This is a genomic window from Agromyces sp. NPDC127015, from assembly GCF_042725165.1.
GTDB lineage: Bacteria > Actinomycetota > Actinomycetes > Actinomycetales > Microbacteriaceae > Agromyces > Agromyces chromiiresistens.
The window spans coordinates 1-16,939 of record NZ_JBHXDI010000007.1 but is presented as its reverse complement, the minus strand read 5'-3'; the positions used below and the strand labels follow the sequence as shown (position 1 = coordinate 16,939).

Here is a 16,939-nt window from a genome sequence, read left to right as displayed (position 1 = left end):
GCGTGCCCGACGACCGGCCCTGCGGCCGGAACGCGGTCGCCCGGGGCCTCGTGTGCAGCATCATCGCACGACCAGCATCCCCAACTCCAAGCGATAGTGAGGCTATGGCCAAGAAAGACGGCGTCATCGAGATCGAAGGCTCGGTCATCGAGGCACTCCCGAACGCGATGTTCCGGGTGGAACTGACCAACGGGCACAAGGTCCTCGCGCACATCTCAGGAAAGATGCGCCAGCACTACATCCGCATCCTCCCCGAGGACCGCGTGATCGTGGAGCTGAGCCCGTACGACCTGACGCGCGGCCGCATCGTCTACCGCTACAAGTAAGGGCTGCCGGAAAGTAACGGCCCGCGGCACCCCGCGGGTACGAGGACAGCGATCCAAGAGGAACCACTGTGAAGGTCAACCCCAGCGTCAAGCGCATCTGCGACAAGTGCAAGGTCATCCGCCGCCACGGCCGCGTGATGGTCATCTGCGAGAACCCGCGCCACAAGCAGCGCCAGGGCTAGTCGCGAGACGCCGGGGCGTGCCCGCGTGCGCGCCCCGGAGCACACAACTGAACACCGAATCGGCACTGCCAGAACCCGCTCCGTGCGGGGGACACCTCGGGACGGAGGCCCGGGCACCGGCAGTGCTCCACACCTCCACTTCGAAAACAGGAGAAGCCACAACATGGCACGTCTGGCAGGAGTCGACATCCCGCGCGAGAAGCGCGTGGAGATCGCACTGACGTACATCTACGGCGTCGGCCGCACTCGCGCGCTGACGACCCTCGCGGAGACCGGCATCGACGGCAACATCCGCGTGAAGGACCTCACCGACGACCAGCTCGTCGCCCTCCGCGACTACATCGAGGGCAACTTCAAGGTCGAGGGCGACCTCCGCCGCGAGGTGGCCGCCGACATCCGCCGCAAGGTCGAGATCGGCTCGTACGAGGGTCTGCGCCACCGCCGGGGCCTCCCGGTCCGCGGTCAGCGCACCAAGACCAACGCTCGCACCCGCAAGGGCCCGAAGCGCACCGTCGCCGGCAAGAAGAAGCCCGGCCGCAAGTAACCGCTCGTCGCCAGATCTAGGAGATTTCACACATGGCAGCACCCAAGGCGGCTACTCGCAAGCCGCGCAAGAAGGAAAAGAAGAACATCGCCGTGGGCCAGGCCCACATCAAGTCGACGTTCAACAACACGATCGTCTCGATCACCGACACCAACGGTGCCGTGATCAGCTGGGCCTCCTCCGGCGGCGTCGGCTTCAAGGGCTCGCGCAAGTCGACCCCGTTCGCCGCGCAGCTCGCCGCCGAGTCGGCCGCGCGCCAGGCGCAGGAGCACGGCATGAAGAAGGTCGACGTGTTCGTCAAGGGCCCCGGCTCGGGCCGTGAGACCGCGATCCGCTCGCTCCAGGCCGCGGGCCTCGAGGTCGGCAGCATCAACGACGTGACGCCGCAGGCGCACAACGGCTGCCGCCCGCCGAAGCGCCGCCGCGTCTAACTCCTCCACGCCGCGAGGTCGGCCGGAACGCGCGTTCCGGCCGACCACGCGGCATCCGTTCTCTCACAACTCAAGATCCTCGACCTCGCAGGTGTCATATAGCGGACACCCTGCCGAAAGGAATCAACAGTGCTGATCGCACAGCGCCCGACGCTCACCGAAGAGAACATCTCGGAGTTCCGTTCGCGTTTCGTGATCGAGCCCCTCGAGCCGGGCTTCGGTTACACCCTCGGCAACTCGCTTCGCCGTACCCTCCTCTCCTCGATCCCCGGCGCGGCCGTGACGAGCATCCGCATCGACGGCGTGCTGCACGAGTTCTCGACGGTGCCCGGGGTGAAGGAGGACGTCACCGAGATCATCCTCAACATCAAGAACCTGGTCGTCTCCAGCGAGCACGACGAGCCCATCACCGCGTACCTGCGCAAGCAGGGTGCCGGTGAGGTCACCGCCGCCGACATCTCGGCTCCGGCCGGCGTCGAGGTGCACAACCCCGAGCTCGTCATCGCGACGCTCAACGACTCGGCGAAGTTCGAGCTCGAGCTCACGATCGAGCGCGGCCGCGGCTACGTCTCGGCTTCGCAGAACCGCAACGAGTACTCGGAGGCCGGCCAGATCCCGGTCGACTCGATCTACTCGCCGGTGCTCAAGGTCACCTACCGCGTCGAGGCCACCCGTGCCGGCGAGCGCACCGACTTCGACCGCCTCGTGGTCGACGTCGAGACGAAGCCGGCGATCTCGCCGCGCGACGCCATCGCCTCGGCCGGCCGCACCCTCACCGAGCTGTTCGGCCTCGCGCGCGAGCTGAACACCGCGGCCGAGGGCATCGAGATCGGCCCCGCGCCGGTCGACGCCGTGCTCTCGAGCGAGCTCTCGATCCCGATCGAGGACCTCGACCTGTCGGTGCGCAGCTACAACTGCCTGAAGCGCGAGGGCATCAACACGGTGTCGGAGCTCGTCGCCCTCAGCGAGTCGCAGCTCATGAACATCCGCAACTTCGGTCAGAAGTCGGTCGACGAGGTCAAGGACAAGCTCACCGAGATGGGCCTGTCGCTGAAGGACTCGGTTCCCGGCTTCGACGGCGCCCACTTCTACACGGGCTTCGACGACGAGAACTAGGCCGCAGCGCCTGCCCGACCCCCTCACTACCTGGAGATAACGAACCATGCCGAAGCCCACCAAGGGCCCCCGCCTCGGAGGCGGACCCGCGCACGAGCGACTGATGCTCGCGAACCTCGCGGCTGCGCTCTTCACGCACAAGAGCATCACCACCACCGAGACCAAGGCCAAGCGGCTCCGCCCGCTCGCCGAGCGCCTCGTCACCTTCGCGAAGCGCGGCGACCTGCACGCCCGCCGTCGCGTGCTCGCCGTGATCGGCGACAAGGCCGTCGTGCACGAGCTGTTCGCGGTCATCGCGCCGCAGGTCGCCGACCGTGAGGGCGGCTACACCCGCATCACGAAGATCGGCAACCGCAAGGGCGACAACGCGCCCATGGCGGTCATCGAACTCGTGCTCGAGCCGGTCGTGAAGAAGCAGCGCGCCGCCAAGCCGGCCGCCGCCGCGCCGGTCGTCGACGAGGCGCCCGCCGCTGACGAGACCGCTGCCGACGAGGTCGTGACCGAGGCCGAGGCCGCGGTCGACGAGGCCGCCGGCGCCGAGGCGTCGGAGGAGTCGGCCGAGGCTCCCGCCGAGGAGACCGAGGCGGCCGAGGCCAAGTAGCCTCGCCCAGCACCGACGACGGGCCCCTGTGCATTGCGCACAGGGGCCCGTTCGCATCTGTGCCACAATCGTCGTCGCGAGCGGATGGACCGGCTCGCCGAGGGCCGGGCCGCCGAACGCGCGGCCGCCGTCGAGACGGAAGGAACGGCGTGCGCGCACCGGTGCGGATCCCCGAGGACCGCGACCTCTCGATCGACTTCGCCCGTGCGATGTGCCTCCCCGTCGTCGTCGTCCTGCACGCCATGCAGATGGGCATCGGCGGTGACCCGCTTCGCGCGTTCAACGCGCTCGACGGCTTCGAGCCGCTCGCCTGGGCGACCTGGCCGCTCATGATCATGCCGGTGTTCTTCATCTGCGGCGGGTTCGCGTCGATCACGCAGTGGCGTCGCCTGCGAGGGCACGGCGAGACCGTCGCGCACTACATCAGGGTGCGGGCGGTGCGCCTCGCGCAGCCCGTCGTCTCGGTGACCGCGGCCGTCGGCCTCGTGCTCGCGCTCATGCTCGCATCCGGCGCCGACCCCGGGTTCGTGCAGGGCTTCGCCCTGCGGCTCGCCGAGCCGCTCTGGTTCATCCCCGTCTACCTCATCTGCACCGCGCTGGTGCCGGTGATGTCGTGGCTGCACCGGCACGCGCCATGGCCGACGTACCTCGGCCTCGCCGGTGCCGCGGCGGTCGTCGATGCGTCGACCCGCGGCGCGGGCCTGCCGCTCGGCGCACTCAACTGGGTCTTCGTCTGGCTGTTCGCGCAGCAGCTCGGCTTCGGGCTGCGCGACGGCTGGTTCGCCCGTCGGTCGCCGTGGCTGCTCGCGGGCCTCGCGATCGGTGCCTACGGGTTCATCGGCGTACTCGTCGCCGGGTTCGGCTACTCGCACGACATGCTCGACAATCTCAACCCGCCGAGCGTCGCGATCCTCGCCCTCGCGCTCGGCCAGGTCTGCCTGTTCGCCCTGCTCCAGCCGGCGATCAGGCGGTTCGTCGGACACCGGGCCGTGCTCGGGCTCGTCTTCGTGTTCGGCGTGTACGGCATGGTCATCTATCTCTGGCACACCTTCGCGATGGCCGTCGTCACGGCCGCCCAGCTCACGATCGGCCTGCCCTTCCCGCCCGTGCTGTCGCCGACGTGGTGGGCGACGCGGCCGTTGTGGATCCTCGCGATCGCCATCGTGATCGCCGGATGCTGCCTCGTCGTGCCGAAGCTCGAGGCGCACTGGCCGGCGCCGGTCGAACGACGGACGCCCCTCGTGATGGTGGTGACCTGGGCGCTCTGCGTGGTCGCCGGCGTGGGCGTGTTCCTGACGATGGGCTACGTGCCGCTGGTGCACGGCCTGCTGGGCTGGTCGCTGGTGACGCTCGCGGTGATCGCCCTCATCGTCGGAGGGCCCGGGCCGCGCGCGCCGCGCCCCCGCGCCGACGAGGTCGACGCGGTCGCCGCCGCGGCGCGCGCCTAGGCTGGCGGTATGGTCACGAGCGAGGCGGATGCCGCGGGCACGGCGCCCGCCCCGGCGAACGGAGTGCTGTCCGAGGCCGGCCGGACGCCGGCCGGCGGCTCGGCCGAGGCATCCCCGATCGCCGTGACCGGCAGCGCGGACGAGAGGGTGCGCATCCGGCTCGGCATCGCGTACGACGGCACCGACTTCAAGGGCTGGGCGGCGCAACCCCGGCTGCGCACGGTGCAGGGCACGCTCGAGGCCGCGCTCGCGACGCTCTTCCGCCGCGAGCGGGTGCTGCCCCGGCTGACGGTCGCGGGGCGCACCGACGCGGGCGTGCATGCGCTCGGCCAGGTCGCGCACCTCGATGTGCCCGCGGGGGCGCTCTCCGCCGTCACGCGGCCCCGGCGAGGGGAGGCGTCGAGCGGCGTCGCCGACGACCCGGCGGCGGTGCTGCTCCGCCGGCTGACCGGCATCCTCGGCTCCGCCGACGCCGACGTCGTCATCACGCATGCCGAGACCGCGCCTGCCGGGTTCGACGCGCGCTTCTCGGCCGTCTGGCGACGCTACGAGTACCGCATCGCCGACGGCGCGACGCTGCGCGACCCGCTGACGCGCAACCGCACCGTCTGGTATCCGCGCACGCTCGACGTCGACGCGATGGACCGGGCGGCGACGCGACTGCTCGGTCTCCACGACTTCGCCGCGTTCTGCAAGCCGCGCGAGGAGGCGACGACGATCCGCACGCTGCAGGCCTACGGCTGGAGCCGTGGGGAAGGCGGCGTGCTCGTCGCCACGCTGCAGGCCGACGCGTTCTGCCATTCGATGGTGCGGGCGCTCGTCGGCGCGTGCGTCGCGGTGGGGGAGGGCAAGCTCACCGACGACGACCCCGAGCGGCTGCTCGCCGCGGCCGAGCGCACGAGCGCCTTCAAGGTGATGCCGGCGAAGGGGTTGGTGCTCACCGAGGTCGGCTACCCCGGCGACCACGAACTCGAGGCCCGGGCCGCGCAGACGCGGGCGCGCCGGGAACTGCACGTGAGCGGCATCCCGGGCCTCGTCGAATGAGGCGCGGATTCTGCAACGCGGGCCGAAGCTGGTAAGCTCTCCCTTTGGTGCCGCACTCTGCGGCGGTACCCGATGTTGAGCCCTCCACCGAGGCGTTCGCGCGCATCGCGCCCGAACACCCCACGGAGTGGGATTCACGAACCCCTCACTCGATCAGAAAGCAGCACTTCCGTGACGCGCACCTACACCCCGAAGTCGAACGAGATCCAGCGCGACTGGGTCGTCATCGACGCGACCGACATCGTGCTCGGTCGTCTCGCGAGCCACTCCGCAGCCCTGCTGCGCGGCAAGCACAAGCCGATCTTCGCCAACCACGTCGACACCGGTGACTTCGTCATCATCGTCAACGCCGAGAAGGTGGCCCTCACGGGCCAGAAGCTCGAGCAGAAGAAGGCGTACCGCCACTCGGGCTACCCGGGCGGCCTCAAGGCCGTCGGCTACGCCGAGCTCCTCGAGAAGAACCCCGTCCGCGCCGTCGAGAAGGCGATCCGCGGCATGCTCCCGAAGAACTCGCTCGGCCGCCAGCAGCTCAAGAAGCTGAAGGTCTACGCCGGCCCGGAGCACCCGCACGCGGCTCAGCAGCCGAAGCCGTACACCCTCACCCAGGTCGCCCAGTAAGCCCGGCGCACTCGACCTTCTCGAACTAAGGATTCACAACCACCATGGCGAAGATCGCAGACCAGATCGACCAGGCTCCTGAGAGCTACACGACCGAGAGCGCCCCGGCGGCTGCTCCGGCGGCCCCCCGCCCCGTCCTCAACGTCTCGGGCGCGGCCGTCGGCCGCCGCAAGCAGGCCATCGCCCGCGTGCGCGTCGTCCCGGGCGCCGGCACCATCACGGTGAACGGCCGCGAGTTCGCGGACTACTTCCCGAACAAGCTCCACCAGCAGCTCATCACCGACCCGTTCACCGTGCTCGAGCTCGCGGGCTCGTACGACGTGATCGCCCGCATCACCGGCGGCGGCCCCTCGGGCCAGGCCGGCGCGCTGCGCCTCGCGATCGCGCGTGCGCTCAACGAGATCGACCGCGAGAACAACCGTCCGACCCTCAAGAAGGCCGGCTTCCTCACGCGCGACGCCCGCGTCATCGAGCGCAAGAAGGCCGGTCTCAAGAAGGCCCGCAAGGCTCCCCAGTTCTCGAAGCGCTAAGTCTTCGGCGAGCCTTTCCGCATGCCTCGGCTTTTCGGAACCGACGGGGTCCGGGGCCTGGCCAACCGTGAACTCACGGCTGACCTGGCCCTGGGCCTCTCCCAGGCGGCTGCCGCCGTCCTCACGCAGGGGCGCCACGCCGACGAGAACCGTGCGGCGGGCAGGCGTCCCGTCGCCGTCGTCGCGCGCGATCCCCGCGTCTCCGGTGAGTTCCTCACCGCAGCGGTCGCGGCCGGCCTCGCGAGCTCCGGCGTCGACGTGCTCGACGCCGGGGTCATCCCGACGCCGGCGACGGCCTTCCTCATCGACTCGATCAAGGCCGACTTCGGCGTCATGATCTCGGCGTCGCACAACCCGGCGCCCGACAACGGCATCAAGTTCTTCTCCTACGGCGGCACGAAGCTGCCCGACGAGGTCGAGGACCGCATCGAGTCGTACCTCGGCAAGCAGAAGCTCGCGCCGGTCGGTGACGGCGTCGGTCGCATCCGCCGCTTCGCCGACGCAGAGGACCGCTACGTCGTGCACCTGCTCGGCACGCTGCCGAACCGGCTGGACGGCATCAAGGTCGTGCTCGACTGCGCCCACGGCGCAGCGGCGGGCGTCTCTCCCGAGACGTTCAAGGACGCCGGCGCCGAAGTCATCGTCATCGGCGCCGACCCCGACGGCATCAACATCAACGACGGCGTCGGTTCGACGCATCTCGACAAGCTGCAGGCCGCCGTGCTCGCGCACGGCGCCGACGTCGGCATCGCGCACGACGGCGACGCCGACCGCTGCCTGGCCGTCGACGCCGCAGGTGAGATCGTCGACGGCGACCGCATCATGGCGATCCTCGCGCTCTCGATGAAGGAGCGCGGCAAGCTCACCGACGACACGCTCGTCGTCACGGTCATGTCGAACCTCGGGCTCAAGCGTGCGATGGCCGAGCACGGCATCCGCATCGTCGAGACGAAGGTCGGTGACCGGTACGTGCTCGAGGCGCTCGCGGCGCACGGGCTCTCCCTCGGCGGCGAGCAGTCGGGCCACGTCATCATGAGCGAGTACGCGACGACCGGCGACGGCGTGCTGACCGGCCTCCACCTGGTGGCCGAGATGGCGCGCACGGGCAAGTCGCTCGCCGAGCTCGCGTCGGTGATGACGGTCTACCCGCAGGTGCTCGTGAACGTGCGCGGGGTCGACCACCACGCGCTCGGCGCGAACGACGGCGTCGCCGCGGCGGTCGAGGCCGCAGAGGCCGAGCTCGGCGACTCGGGTCGCGTGCTGCTGCGCCCGTCGGGCACCGAGCCGATGGTGCGGGTCATGGTCGAGGCGTCCGAGCAGTCGATCGCCGAGCGGCACGCGGCCGCCCTGGCCGAGGTCGTGAAGTCGGAGCTCGCGCTGTAGCGCCGTACGCACCGCAGAATCGCCCGCTTCCCGCACGGGAGCGGGCGATTCGCGTCTGCGCCCTCAGAGCTTGCGCAGGAGCACGCTCGACACGGTGTGGTCGGCGCTCTTGCGCAGCACGAGCGAGGCGCGCGAGCGCGTCGGCCTGATGTTCTGCAGCAGGTTCGGCTCGTTGATCGAATGCCAGATCTCGCGCGCTCGGTGGCGCGCCTCCTCCTCGGTCAGCGACGCGAAGCGGTGGAAGTACGAGCGCGGGTTCGCGAACGCCCCGCGCTGGAGCTTCAGGAAGCGCTCCTCGTACCAGCGCGCGATGTCGCTCGTGCGCGCATCGACGTAGATCGTGAAGTCGAACAGGTCGCTGACCGCGAGCCGGTGCCCGGGGCCGGGCGGCTGCAGCACGTTCAGCCCCTCGACGATGAGCACGTCGGGGCGGCGCACGGTGACCTGCGCGTCGGGCACGATGTCGTAGGCCAGGTGGGAGTAGAAGGGCGCCCGCACCTCGGCGGCGCCGGCCTTCACCTCGCTCACGAAGCGCAGCAGCGCGCGCCGGTCGTACGACTCGGGGAAGCCCTTCCGGGCCATGAGCCCGCGTCGTTCGAGTTCGGCGTTGGGGAAGAGGAACCCGTCGGTCGTGACGAGCTCGACGCGGGGCGTGTGCTCCCAGCGCGCGAGGAGCTCGCGCAGGAGGCGCGCGATCGTCGACTTCCCGACGGCGACCGATCCGGCGACGCCGATCACGAACGGCGTCGGCTCGGCGCGTTCGCGCAGGAACTCGCTCGTGACCTTGTGCAGCGACTTCGTGCCGCCGACGTAGAGGTTCAGCAGCCGGCTGAGCGGCAGGTAGACCTCGGCCACCTCGGTCGGGTCGAGCGGCTCGCCGAGGCCCCTGAGCTTCACGAGCTCGGTCTCGTGCAGAGGCGACGGCATCGACGGTGCGAGCGCCGCCCAGTCGGACCGATCGAGCTCGATGAACGGCGAGATCTGCGCAGCATGCGACGACGAACTCTGCGGATCCGGCACCGTGCCAGTGTAATGCGCGCCCGAGCGAGGACTCCCCGCCCACCCCTCCGGGAATTCATGCAGCCGCGCGCCAGTAGAATCGCCCCCATGTGTGGAATCGTCGGATACGTCGGAGAGCGCAACAGCCTCGACGTCCTCATGGGTGGCCTGCGCCGCCTCGAATACCGTGGCTACGACTCGGCGGGGGTGGCGGTCGTCGACGACGACGGTGCCATCGAGACCGCGAAGCGGGCCGGCAAGCTCAAGGTCCTCGCCGACGAGCTCGAGCGCAACCCGCTGCACCACGGCGGCACGGGCATCGGGCACACGCGCTGGGCGACGCACGGCGGACCGACCGACCGCAACGCGCACCCGCACCTCGGCGATGAAGGGCGGCTCGCGCTCATCCACAACGGCATCATCGAGAACTTCGCCGACCTGAAGGACGAACTGCTCGCCGAGGGCTACGCGTTCGAGTCCGAGACCGACACCGAGGTCGCGGCCGTGCTCCTCGGCCGCGAGTACCGCGCGGCCGGCGACCTGCGCACGGCGTTCCGCAACACGGTCTCGCGTCTCGAGGGCGCGTTCACGCTGCTCGCCGTGCACCGCGCCGAGCCCGGCGTCGTCGTGGGCGCCCGCCGCAACTCGCCGCTCGTGATCGGTCTCGGCGAGGGCGAGAACTTCCTCGGCTCCGACGTCGCCGCGTTCGTCGAGTTCACGAAGCGCGCCGTCGCGATCGGCCAGGACCAGATCGTCGCGATCACCGCCGACGAGGTCGTCGTGACCGACTTCGACGGGGAGCCGGTCGAGGTCGAGGCCTTCGAGGTCGCCTGGGACGCCTCGGCGGCCGAGAAGGGCGGCTGGTCGTCGTTCATGCGCAAGGAGGTGTCGGAGCAGCCCGAGGCGGTCGCCAACACCCTCCGCGGCCGCATCGTCGACGGTGCCGTCGTGATCCCCGAGCTCGAGTCGTTCGACGACGACGAGCTCCGCGGCATCCGTCGCATCACCGTCATCGCGTGCGGCACCGCGTCGTACGCCGGCATGGTCGCGAAGTACGCGATCGAGCAGTGGGCGCGCATTCCCGTCGAGATCGAGTTGAGCCACGAGTTCCGCTATCGCGAGCCGGTGCTCGACGCCGACACGCTCGTGGTCTCGATCAGCCAGTCGGGCGAGACCATGGACACGCTCATGGCGGTCAAGTACGCCCGTGAGCAGGGCGCCCGCACGATCTCGATCTGCAACACGCAGGGCGCGACGATCCCGCGCGAGTCCGACGCGGTCGTCTACACGCACGCCGGACCCGAGGTCGCGGTCGCGTCGACGAAGGCCTTCGTCGCCCAGATCGCGGCGCTCTACCTGTTCGGCCTCCACCTCGCCCGCGTGCGCGGAACGCTCGACGCCGAGGCCATCGCGGAGCAGCTCGCCGAGCTCTCGGCGGTGCCCGAGAAGCTCGAGCAGGTGCTCGGCGAGGCCGAGAAGGTCACGCAGCTCGCGCACTGGATGGCCGACACCCGTTCGGTGCTCTTCCTCGGGCGCCACGTCGGCTACCCGATCGCCCTCGAGGGCGCGCTGAAGCTCAAGGAGCTCGCGTACATCCACGCAGAGGGCTTCGCCGCGGGCGAGCTCAAGCACGGCCCGATCGCGCTCATCGAGCCCGGCCAGCCCGTCTTCGTGGTCGTGCCGAGCCCGCGCGGCTCCGCGAACCTGCACCCGAAGGTCGTCTCGAACATCCAGGAGATCCGCGCCCGCGGCGCCCGCGTCATCGCGATCGCCGAGGCCGGCGACGCCGCGGTGCTGCCGTTCGCCGACGAGGTGCTGCGCATCCCGCTGGCCGCGCCGCTCTTCGAGCCGCTCCTCGCCGTCGTCCCGCTGCAGATCTTCGCCATGGAGCTCTCGCAGGCGAAGGGCCTCGACGTCGACCAGCCGCGCAACCTCGCCAAGTCGGTGACGGTCGAGTGACGCAGGGCGCGGGGGCCGAGTGATCGCCGGCATCGGCATCGACGTGGTCGACATCGAGCGCTTCGAGCGCTCGATCGCCCGGACCCCCGCGCTCGTCGAGCGCCTGTTCGCCGAGAGCGAACGCAGTCGGCCGCCGCGATCGCTCGCGGCCCGCTTCGCCGCGAAGGAGGCGCTCATCAAGGCACTCGGCGGTCACGCGGTCATCCGCTGGCACGACATGCGCATCGTCCAGGACGTCGAGGGCAACCCCGACTTCGAGCTCTCGGGCGCGCTCGCCGCGCACGTCGCCGCACTCGGCATCGACCGCGTGCACCTGTCGATGAGCCACGATGCCGGCATCGCGAGTGCGTTCGTCGTGCTCGAGGCGGTGAGCGGCCGATGAGCGAGCAGGATGCCTCGGCCCGTGCCGCCGGCGGGGCGCACGCGTCTCGCGCGTCGCACCCGTTCCGCGAGGCCCGGGTCGACCTCGACGCGATCACGGCCAACGTCCGCGTGATCGCCGAACGCGTCGCACCCGCCGAGATCGTGGCCGTCGTGAAGGCCGACGCGTACGGGCACGGCGCCGTCGAGGCGGCCCGCGCCGCGCTCGCGGGCGGAGCGACGCGGCTGGGCGTCGCCGACCTCGAGGAGGCCTTCGAACTCCGCGACGCCGGCATCGACGCGCCGATCGTCGCATGGCTGCACGACCCCGACGCCGACTTCGCCTCGGCGATCCGGGCCGACATCGAGATCGGCGTCTCGAGTCTCGCCCAGCTCGAGCGGGTGGCCGCCGCCGCCCCCGAGGCTGCGGCGCACGTGCACCTCAAGATCGACACCGGCCTCAGCCGCAACGGGGTGCCCGAGGCGGAGTGGCCCGTCGTCGTCGCCCGTGCGGCCGAACTCGAACAGGCCGGGCGCCTCGGTGTGGCCGGCGTCTTCAGCCACTTCGCGAACACGTCGCGCGAGGTGGACGCCGACCAGCTCGCGGCCTTCGGGCGCGCGCTCGCCGTGGCCGAGGCCGCGGGACTCACCGGCCGGCTGCGCCATATCGCGTCGAGCGAGCAGGCGCTGCGCGACCCGGCCTCCCGCTACGACGCCGTGCGGATCGGCATCGGCCTCTACGGGCTCACCCCCTTCGGCGACGGCACGACGTCGGCCGACCTCGGGCTCACCCCGGCGATGACCCTCCGTGCGAAGGTCGCGGCCGTGCGCCGCGTCGCCGCCGGCACGGGGGCCTCCTACGCCCACATCTGGCACGCCGACGCCGAGACCACCCTCGCGCTCGTGCCGCTCGGCTACGCCGACGGCATTCCCCGGCAGGCGTCGGGGCAGGGCGCCGAGGTGCTCATCGGCGGCCGTCGCCGCCCCGTGGTCGGCCGCATCGCGATGGACCAGTTCATCGTCGACGCCGGCGACGCACCCGTCGCGGTGGGCGACGAGGTCGTCGTCTTCGGCGACCCGGCGACCGGCGCGCCGACCGCGGACGAGTGGGGCGCCGCGGCCGGCACCATCGGCTACGAGATCGTCACCCGCATCGGCCCGCGCGTGCCGCGCCGCTACACGGGCGGCCCGCGCACGGTGCCCTGGCCCGAGGCCGAAGACCTGTGAGCCGCACGATCGAGATCGCCGACGCGGACGCCATGGAGGAGCTCGGCCGTCGCCTCGGCGCCGCGCTGCGCGCCGGCGACCTCGTCGTGCTCACGGGGCCGCTCGGCGCGGGCAAGACCACCCTCACGCGCGGCATCGGCGAGGGCCTCGGCGTACGCGGCCCGGTGCAGAGCCCGACCTTCGTGCTCGCCCGCACTCACCCGAGCCTCGTCGACGGCCCGCCGCTCGTGCACGTCGACGCCTACCGCCTCGGCAGCGCCGAGCTCGTCGAGGACCTCGACCTCGACTTCGACCGATCGGTCGTGGTCGTCGAGTGGGGCGCCGGACTCGTCGAGGAAGCCGGCGACGCGTGGCTCGAGGTCGTCATCGAGCGCCCGATCGGCGCGAAGCCGCCGGTCGACGCCGAGCCCGAGGCATCCGACCTCGACGGCGACGAGCCGCGCACCGTCACCCTCACCGGGCCCCTCCTCGCCCGTCTCCCGAATTAGGCTTGAGGCATGCTGCTTGCGATCGACACGTCGACCGGCACGAGTGTCGCGGTGGTCGATCGAGACCGTGCGACCAACGAGCTGCGAACGCTGGCGGAGGTCGGCACCGACGACACCATGCGCCACGCCGAGGTGATCGGGGGCTTCATCCGCGACGCGCTCGCCGAGGCGGGGGTCGAACCCGCACGGCTCTCGGGCGTCGCCGGCGGCATGGGGCCGGGACCGTTCACGGGCCTGCGCGTCGGCATCGCCGCGGCGCACGCCTTCGCGCTCGGCATCGACCGGCCGTTCGTGCCCGTGCCGAGCCACGACGCGATCGCCTGGAGCCGCTACACCGCCGGCGACGAGGGCCCGCTCCAGGTCGTCACCGACGCGAGGCGGCGCGAATACGCGATCTCCGAATACGACGGCCTCGACGCCGACGGGCTGCCCGTGCGCCGCAGCGGGCCGGGGCTCGTGCCGCGCGACGCACTGCCCGAGCCGCGGGGCCTCCGGTTCGAGGCGGCGGTCGTGTCGGCCGCCGCCGTCGGCGCGCTCGCCGAACTCGCGTTCGCGGCACGACGGCTGCCGCTCACCGGCGACGCCCCGCTCTACCTGCGCGCCCCCGACGTGACCCCCTCCGCCGGAAAGCGGGTGCTGAGGTGAGCGTCTTCATGCGACGGGCACGGACCACCGACCTCGAGGCGATCATGCAGCTCGAACGGGCGACGTTCACCGACGACGCCTGGCCCGAGGAGGCCATGCTGCGCGAGATCGAGAGCCCGCACGGGTACTACCTCGTCGCGGTCGACGACGAGGTCGCGAACCGTGCCGCAGGCGACGGCGAGCGCTCCGGCGGCGACCACTCCGACGACGACGTGGATGCCTCGTGGCCGCCGCTGCTCGGCTACGCCGGCCTGCTCGCACCGCGGGGCGGCGATCAGGGCGACATCCAGACGATCGCGGTCGACCCGGCCGCGCGGGGCGTGGGCCTCGGCCGCGGGCTCATGCACGCGCTCATCACGGAATCGCGCCGACGCGGCATCGCACAGCTCTTCCTCGAGGTCCGTGCCGACAACCCCGTCGCGCGCGCCCTCTACGACTCGCTCGGCTTCGTGCAGATCGGCGTCCGCCCGCGGTACTACCGCAACGGCGTCGACGCCGTGCTCATGCGGCTCGACGTGCCGCCGGCGGTGACGCGCCCCGCGAGCGACGCCCCCGAAGGTGCTCGACCCGCCAGACCTGCCGGAGGCGCCCGATGAACACCCGCGAACCGCTCGTCCTCGGCATCGAGACGTCGTGCGACGAGACCGGGGTCGGCATCGTTCGGGGCGACGCCCTGCTCGCGAACGTCATCGCCTCATCGATGGAGGAGCACGCCCGCTACGGCGGCGTCGTGCCGGAGGTCGCCGCACGCGCCCACCTCGAGGCGCTCGGCCCCACCATCAGGGCGGCGCTCGCCGAGGCATCCGTCGACCTCGACGACCTCGACGCCGTGGCCGTGACGAGCGGTCCCGGCCTCGCCGGCGCGCTCATGGTCGGGGTCGGCGCGGCGAAGGCCCTCGCCATCTCGAAGGGCCTGCCGATCTACGCCGTCAACCACCTCGTGGGGCACGTCGGCGCCGACCTGCTCGATTCCGCAGATCCGCTCGAGACGCCGACGGTGGCGCTCCTCGTCTCCGGCGGGCACACGTCGCTGCTCCTCGTACGCGACCTCGTCTCCGATGTGGAGCTGCTCGGCGAGACCATCGACGACGCCGCGGGGGAGGCGTTCGACAAGGTCGCCCGCGTGCTCGGACTGCCCTACCCGGGCGGCCCCGAGATCGACCGGGCGGCCATGGGCGGCGACCCCGACGCGATTCGCTTCCCGCGCGGGCTGACGCGACCGAAGGACCTCGTCGCGCATCGCTGGGACTTCAGCTTCTCCGGTCTGAAGACCGCGGTCGCCCGCTGGGTCGAGCAACGCGAGGCCGCCGGCGAGGCCGTGCCGATGGCCGACGTCGCGGCGAGCTTCCGCGAAGCGGTCGTCGACGTGCTCGTCTCGAAGGCGATCGACGCCTGCACCGAGCTCGGCGTGCCGCGGCTGCTGCTCGGCGGCGGCGTCATCGCGAACGCGAGGCTCCGCGAGGTCGCGAGCGAGCGGGCGGATGCCTCGGGCATCGCGCTGCGCATCCCGCCGCTGTCGCTCTGCACCGACAACGGCGCGATGATCGCGGCGCTCGGCGCGCAGCTCGTGATGGCCGGCCATTCGCCGTCGGGACTCGGCTTCGGAGCCGACTCGACGCTGCCCGTGACCGAGATCCAGGTCGACTGACGCAAGAATCCTGTGCGCGAGGGGGCTTGCGCGATAGTGTGGGGGCGAAACGACCCGGGTCGTCGACATCCGTCGCGCCCGGAGCGCCTGCCGAACCGGCATGAGCGCATCACACACAGCATCGAGGGGAAACCACAGTGACCGACCCGAACCTTCCCGAGCAGCCCGCAGGCCAGCCCGCCGCCCAGCCTGTTCCGCCCGCTCCGGCAGCTCCCGCAGCACCGGCCGCGCCGGCCTACGGCGCGCCCGCCGCACCGGCGGCGCCCGCGTACGCCGCGCCCGCTGCGCCGTCGAAGGTGCTCAGCATCCTCTCGCTCGTCGCCGGCATCATCGGCGTGATCGGCGCGTGGTTCTACTTCGGCATCCTGCTCTCGGTCGCCGCGATCGTCCTCGGCTTCATCGCCAAGAAGAAGGAGCCGCAGTCGAAGGGCATGTGGCTGACCGGCATCATCCTCGGTTTCGTCGGCGTCGCGCTCTTCATCGTCGCGATCATCGTCTCGATCATCGCGTTCGCCTACCTCGCGACCGTCAGCTCGACCATCGACAGCTACTGAGCCGCCTGACTCGGCTCACCGAATGGGGGAAGAAATGACCGACCCGAAGAATCCTGACGAGGTGCCCGAGACCCCCGAGGTCCCCGGTGCGCCGGTGGAGCCCGAGGTGCCGAACGTTCCCGAGCCCGACCTGCCCGCCCCGGCGGAGCCAGGTATCCCCGGCGAGCCCGAGCCGGTCGTGCCGGTCGACGCCGCCGCGTCGGGGCCCGAGGTGCCGAGCGCACCCGAGCCCCCCGCGGCGCCCGAACCGCCGGCGGCTCCCGAGCCGCCGGCACCCCCGGCACCGCCCGTGTACGGTGCAGGCGAGACGACGGCGCCGCCCGCCTACGGCGCGACGACGCCTCCGCCTCCGCCCCCGCCGAACGCGTACGGTGCCCCGGCACCGCAGCCCGGCTACGGCGGACCCGCAGGCGGTGCGCCCGCGTATGCGGCGCCCGCGTACGGCGCCGCGCCCGCCAAGAAGACGCCTGTGCTCAGCCTCATCTCGCTGATCGCCGGCATCGTGGGACTCGTCGGCTTCGCCGTCGTGTTCCTGCCCTTCATCGGCGGCGTGCTCCAGCTGTTCATCCCGGGCGCCGCCGTGGTGCTCGGTTTCCTCGGCAAGAGCAAGGAGCCGCAGGCCAAGGGCATGTGGCTCACCGGCATCATCCTCGGCTTCGTCGGCATCGCGATCGCGCTGCTGTCGTTCGTGCTCTGGGGTGTGTTCTTCTCGACGGTCCCGTCGTACGACTACGACTACGACTACTGAGCGACGAGATGACCGAACGCGAGGGGGCTTCGCCGAACGGCGAGGTACTATTAATCTTTTCGGCTCCGCCAGTTGAGTTGTCTGTTTC

21 protein-coding genes are annotated in these 16,939 nt (G+C 71.4%); 20 read left to right on the top strand and 1 reads right to left on the bottom strand.

What is annotated here, in order from left to right; genetic code table 11:
* Nucleotides 1-104: 104 nt before the first annotated feature.
* From infA to glmM, 11 genes are all read left to right on the top strand, one after another.
* Nucleotides 105-326: a translation initiation factor IF-1 gene (gene infA / locus ACFWGP_RS18485; protein WP_011186713.1), complete on the top strand. Its 222-nt coding sequence runs from the start codon at nt 105-107 to the stop codon at nt 324-326.
* Nucleotides 327-394: 68 nt separating this feature from the next.
* Nucleotides 395-508, top strand: coding sequence for a 50S ribosomal protein L36 (gene rpmJ, locus ACFWGP_RS18480; protein ID WP_056734976.1), 114 nt, complete (start codon nt 395-397; stop codon nt 506-508).
* A 163-nt stretch (nt 509-671) separates the two neighbouring features.
* A complete protein-coding gene (gene rpsM / locus ACFWGP_RS18475; RefSeq protein WP_231430112.1) occupies nt 672-1,052 on the top strand; it encodes a 30S ribosomal protein S13 in 381 nt (126 codons plus the stop codon).
* A gap of 32 nt (nt 1,053-1,084) precedes the next feature.
* Entirely contained in the window at nt 1,085-1,483 is a 399-nt protein-coding gene (gene rpsK / locus ACFWGP_RS18470; RefSeq protein ID WP_022889749.1) for a 30S ribosomal protein S11, read from the top strand.
* Nucleotides 1,484-1,612: 129 nt separating this feature from the next.
* Nucleotides 1,613-2,599 (top strand): DNA-directed RNA polymerase subunit alpha, encoded by a 987-nt coding sequence (locus ACFWGP_RS18465; RefSeq protein ID WP_204395444.1) that lies wholly within the window; start codon nt 1,613-1,615, stop codon nt 2,597-2,599.
* A 46-nt stretch (nt 2,600-2,645) separates the two neighbouring features.
* Nucleotides 2,646-3,200 carry a 50S ribosomal protein L17 gene (gene rplQ, locus ACFWGP_RS18460; protein ID WP_231430113.1) on the top strand — a complete coding sequence of 185 codons (555 nt, stop codon included), beginning with the start codon at nt 2,646-2,648 and terminating at the stop codon, nt 3,198-3,200.
* A 149-nt stretch (nt 3,201-3,349) separates the two neighbouring features.
* Complete coding sequence (locus ACFWGP_RS18455) at nt 3,350-4,648, top strand: acyltransferase (RefSeq protein WP_376931535.1); 1,299 nt, start codon at nt 3,350-3,352, stop codon at nt 4,646-4,648.
* Between the two features lie 147 nt (nt 4,649-4,795).
* Complete coding sequence (gene truA, locus ACFWGP_RS18450; protein ID WP_376931546.1) at nt 4,796-5,692, top strand: tRNA pseudouridine(38-40) synthase TruA; 897 nt, start codon at nt 4,796-4,798, stop codon at nt 5,690-5,692.
* 171 nt (nt 5,693-5,863) lie between these two features.
* Nucleotides 5,864-6,310 carry a 50S ribosomal protein L13 gene (rplM, locus tag ACFWGP_RS18445; RefSeq protein WP_231430115.1) on the top strand — a complete coding sequence of 149 codons (447 nt, stop codon included), beginning with the start codon at nt 5,864-5,866 and terminating at the stop codon, nt 6,308-6,310.
* Nucleotides 6,311-6,354: 44 nt separating this feature from the next.
* Nucleotides 6,355-6,840 carry a 30S ribosomal protein S9 gene (gene rpsI / locus ACFWGP_RS18440; protein ID WP_231430116.1) on the top strand — a complete coding sequence of 162 codons (486 nt, stop codon included), beginning with the start codon at nt 6,355-6,357 and terminating at the stop codon, nt 6,838-6,840.
* A gap of 21 nt (nt 6,841-6,861) precedes the next feature.
* A complete protein-coding gene (gene glmM / locus ACFWGP_RS18435; RefSeq protein ID WP_231430117.1) occupies nt 6,862-8,223 on the top strand; it encodes a phosphoglucosamine mutase in 1,362 nt (453 codons plus the stop codon).
* A 63-nt stretch (nt 8,224-8,286) separates the two neighbouring features.
* On the opposite strand, the gene coaA is transcribed toward glmM, so the two are convergent.
* Nucleotides 8,287-9,243 (bottom strand): type I pantothenate kinase, encoded by a 957-nt coding sequence (coaA, locus tag ACFWGP_RS18430; RefSeq protein ID WP_231430118.1) that lies wholly within the window; start codon nt 9,241-9,243, stop codon nt 8,287-8,289.
* A gap of 87 nt (nt 9,244-9,330) precedes the next feature.
* Here coaA and glmS point away from each other — a divergent pair, with 87 nt between their 5' ends.
* The 9 genes from glmS to ACFWGP_RS18385 all read left to right on the top strand — a co-directional run bounded on the left by glmS (nt 9,331) and on the right by ACFWGP_RS18385 (nt 16,851).
* Complete coding sequence (gene glmS, locus ACFWGP_RS18425) at nt 9,331-11,181, top strand: glutamine--fructose-6-phosphate transaminase (isomerizing) (RefSeq protein ID WP_231430119.1); 1,851 nt, start codon at nt 9,331-9,333, stop codon at nt 11,179-11,181.
* 19 nt (nt 11,182-11,200) lie between these two features.
* Nucleotides 11,201-11,563, top strand: coding sequence for a holo-ACP synthase (locus tag ACFWGP_RS18420; RefSeq protein ID WP_231430120.1), 363 nt, complete (start codon nt 11,201-11,203; stop codon nt 11,561-11,563).
* On the top strand, nt 11,560-12,768 hold the full coding sequence (gene alr, locus ACFWGP_RS18415; RefSeq protein ID WP_231430121.1) for an alanine racemase: 1,209 nt from the start codon (nt 11,560-11,562) through the stop codon (nt 12,766-12,768). The genes ACFWGP_RS18420 and alr overlap by 4 nt, the downstream gene beginning before the upstream one ends.
* Before the next feature lie 32 nt (nt 12,769-12,800).
* A complete protein-coding gene (gene tsaE, locus ACFWGP_RS18410; RefSeq protein ID WP_376931545.1) occupies nt 12,801-13,256 on the top strand; it encodes a tRNA (adenosine(37)-N6)-threonylcarbamoyltransferase complex ATPase subunit type 1 TsaE in 456 nt (151 codons plus the stop codon).
* Between the two features lie 9 nt (nt 13,257-13,265).
* Nucleotides 13,266-13,901 (top strand): tRNA (adenosine(37)-N6)-threonylcarbamoyltransferase complex dimerization subunit type 1 TsaB, encoded by a 636-nt coding sequence (gene tsaB, locus ACFWGP_RS18405; protein WP_376931534.1) that lies wholly within the window; start codon nt 13,266-13,268, stop codon nt 13,899-13,901.
* Nucleotides 13,902-13,909: 8 nt separating this feature from the next.
* Nucleotides 13,910-14,497, top strand: coding sequence for a GNAT family N-acetyltransferase (locus ACFWGP_RS18400; protein WP_275505465.1), 588 nt, complete (start codon nt 13,910-13,912; stop codon nt 14,495-14,497).
* A complete protein-coding gene (gene tsaD, locus ACFWGP_RS18395) occupies nt 14,494-15,549 on the top strand; it encodes a tRNA (adenosine(37)-N6)-threonylcarbamoyltransferase complex transferase subunit TsaD (protein ID WP_275505466.1) in 1,056 nt (351 codons plus the stop codon). The genes ACFWGP_RS18400 and tsaD overlap by 4 nt, the downstream gene beginning before the upstream one ends.
* 137 nt (nt 15,550-15,686) lie before the next feature.
* Entirely contained in the window at nt 15,687-16,103 is a 417-nt protein-coding gene (locus ACFWGP_RS18390; protein ID WP_275505467.1) for a DUF4190 domain-containing protein, read from the top strand.
* 34 nt (nt 16,104-16,137) lie between these two features.
* Nucleotides 16,138-16,851, top strand: coding sequence for a DUF4190 domain-containing protein (locus ACFWGP_RS18385; protein WP_275505468.1), 714 nt, complete (start codon nt 16,138-16,140; stop codon nt 16,849-16,851).
* The last annotated feature ends 88 nt before the right edge of the window (nt 16,852-16,939 follow it).

What these genes read in the sequence shown, in the direction of transcription:
- infA (WP_011186713.1), top strand. Translation starts at nt 105, where the DNA reads ATGGCCAAGAAAGACGGCGTCATCGAGATCGAAGGCTCGGTCATCGAG.
- rpsM (WP_231430112.1), top strand. Translation starts at nt 672, where the DNA reads ATGGCACGTCTGGCAGGAGTCGACATCCCGCGCGAGAAGCGCGTGGAG.
- rpsK (WP_022889749.1), top strand. Translation starts at nt 1,085, where the DNA reads ATGGCAGCACCCAAGGCGGCTACTCGCAAGCCGCGCAAGAAGGAAAAG.
- rplQ (WP_231430113.1), top strand. Translation starts at nt 2,646, where the DNA reads ATGCCGAAGCCCACCAAGGGCCCCCGCCTCGGAGGCGGACCCGCGCAC.
- rpsI (WP_231430116.1), top strand. Translation starts at nt 6,355, where the DNA reads ATGGCGAAGATCGCAGACCAGATCGACCAGGCTCCTGAGAGCTACACG.
- glmM (WP_231430117.1), top strand. Translation starts at nt 6,862, where the DNA reads ATGCCTCGGCTTTTCGGAACCGACGGGGTCCGGGGCCTGGCCAACCGT.
- glmS (WP_231430119.1), top strand. Translation starts at nt 9,331, where the DNA reads ATGTGTGGAATCGTCGGATACGTCGGAGAGCGCAACAGCCTCGACGTC.
- alr (WP_231430121.1), top strand. Translation starts at nt 11,560, where the DNA reads ATGAGCGAGCAGGATGCCTCGGCCCGTGCCGCCGGCGGGGCGCACGCG.
- tsaE (WP_376931545.1), top strand. Translation starts at nt 12,801, where the DNA reads ATGGAGGAGCTCGGCCGTCGCCTCGGCGCCGCGCTGCGCGCCGGCGAC.
- tsaB (WP_376931534.1), top strand. Translation starts at nt 13,266, where the DNA reads ATGCTGCTTGCGATCGACACGTCGACCGGCACGAGTGTCGCGGTGGTC.
- ACFWGP_RS18400 (WP_275505465.1), top strand. Translation starts at nt 13,910, where the DNA reads ATGCGACGGGCACGGACCACCGACCTCGAGGCGATCATGCAGCTCGAA.
- tsaD (WP_275505466.1), top strand. Translation starts at nt 14,494, where the DNA reads ATGAACACCCGCGAACCGCTCGTCCTCGGCATCGAGACGTCGTGCGAC.
- ACFWGP_RS18385 (WP_275505468.1), top strand. Translation starts at nt 16,138, where the DNA reads ATGACCGACCCGAAGAATCCTGACGAGGTGCCCGAGACCCCCGAGGTC.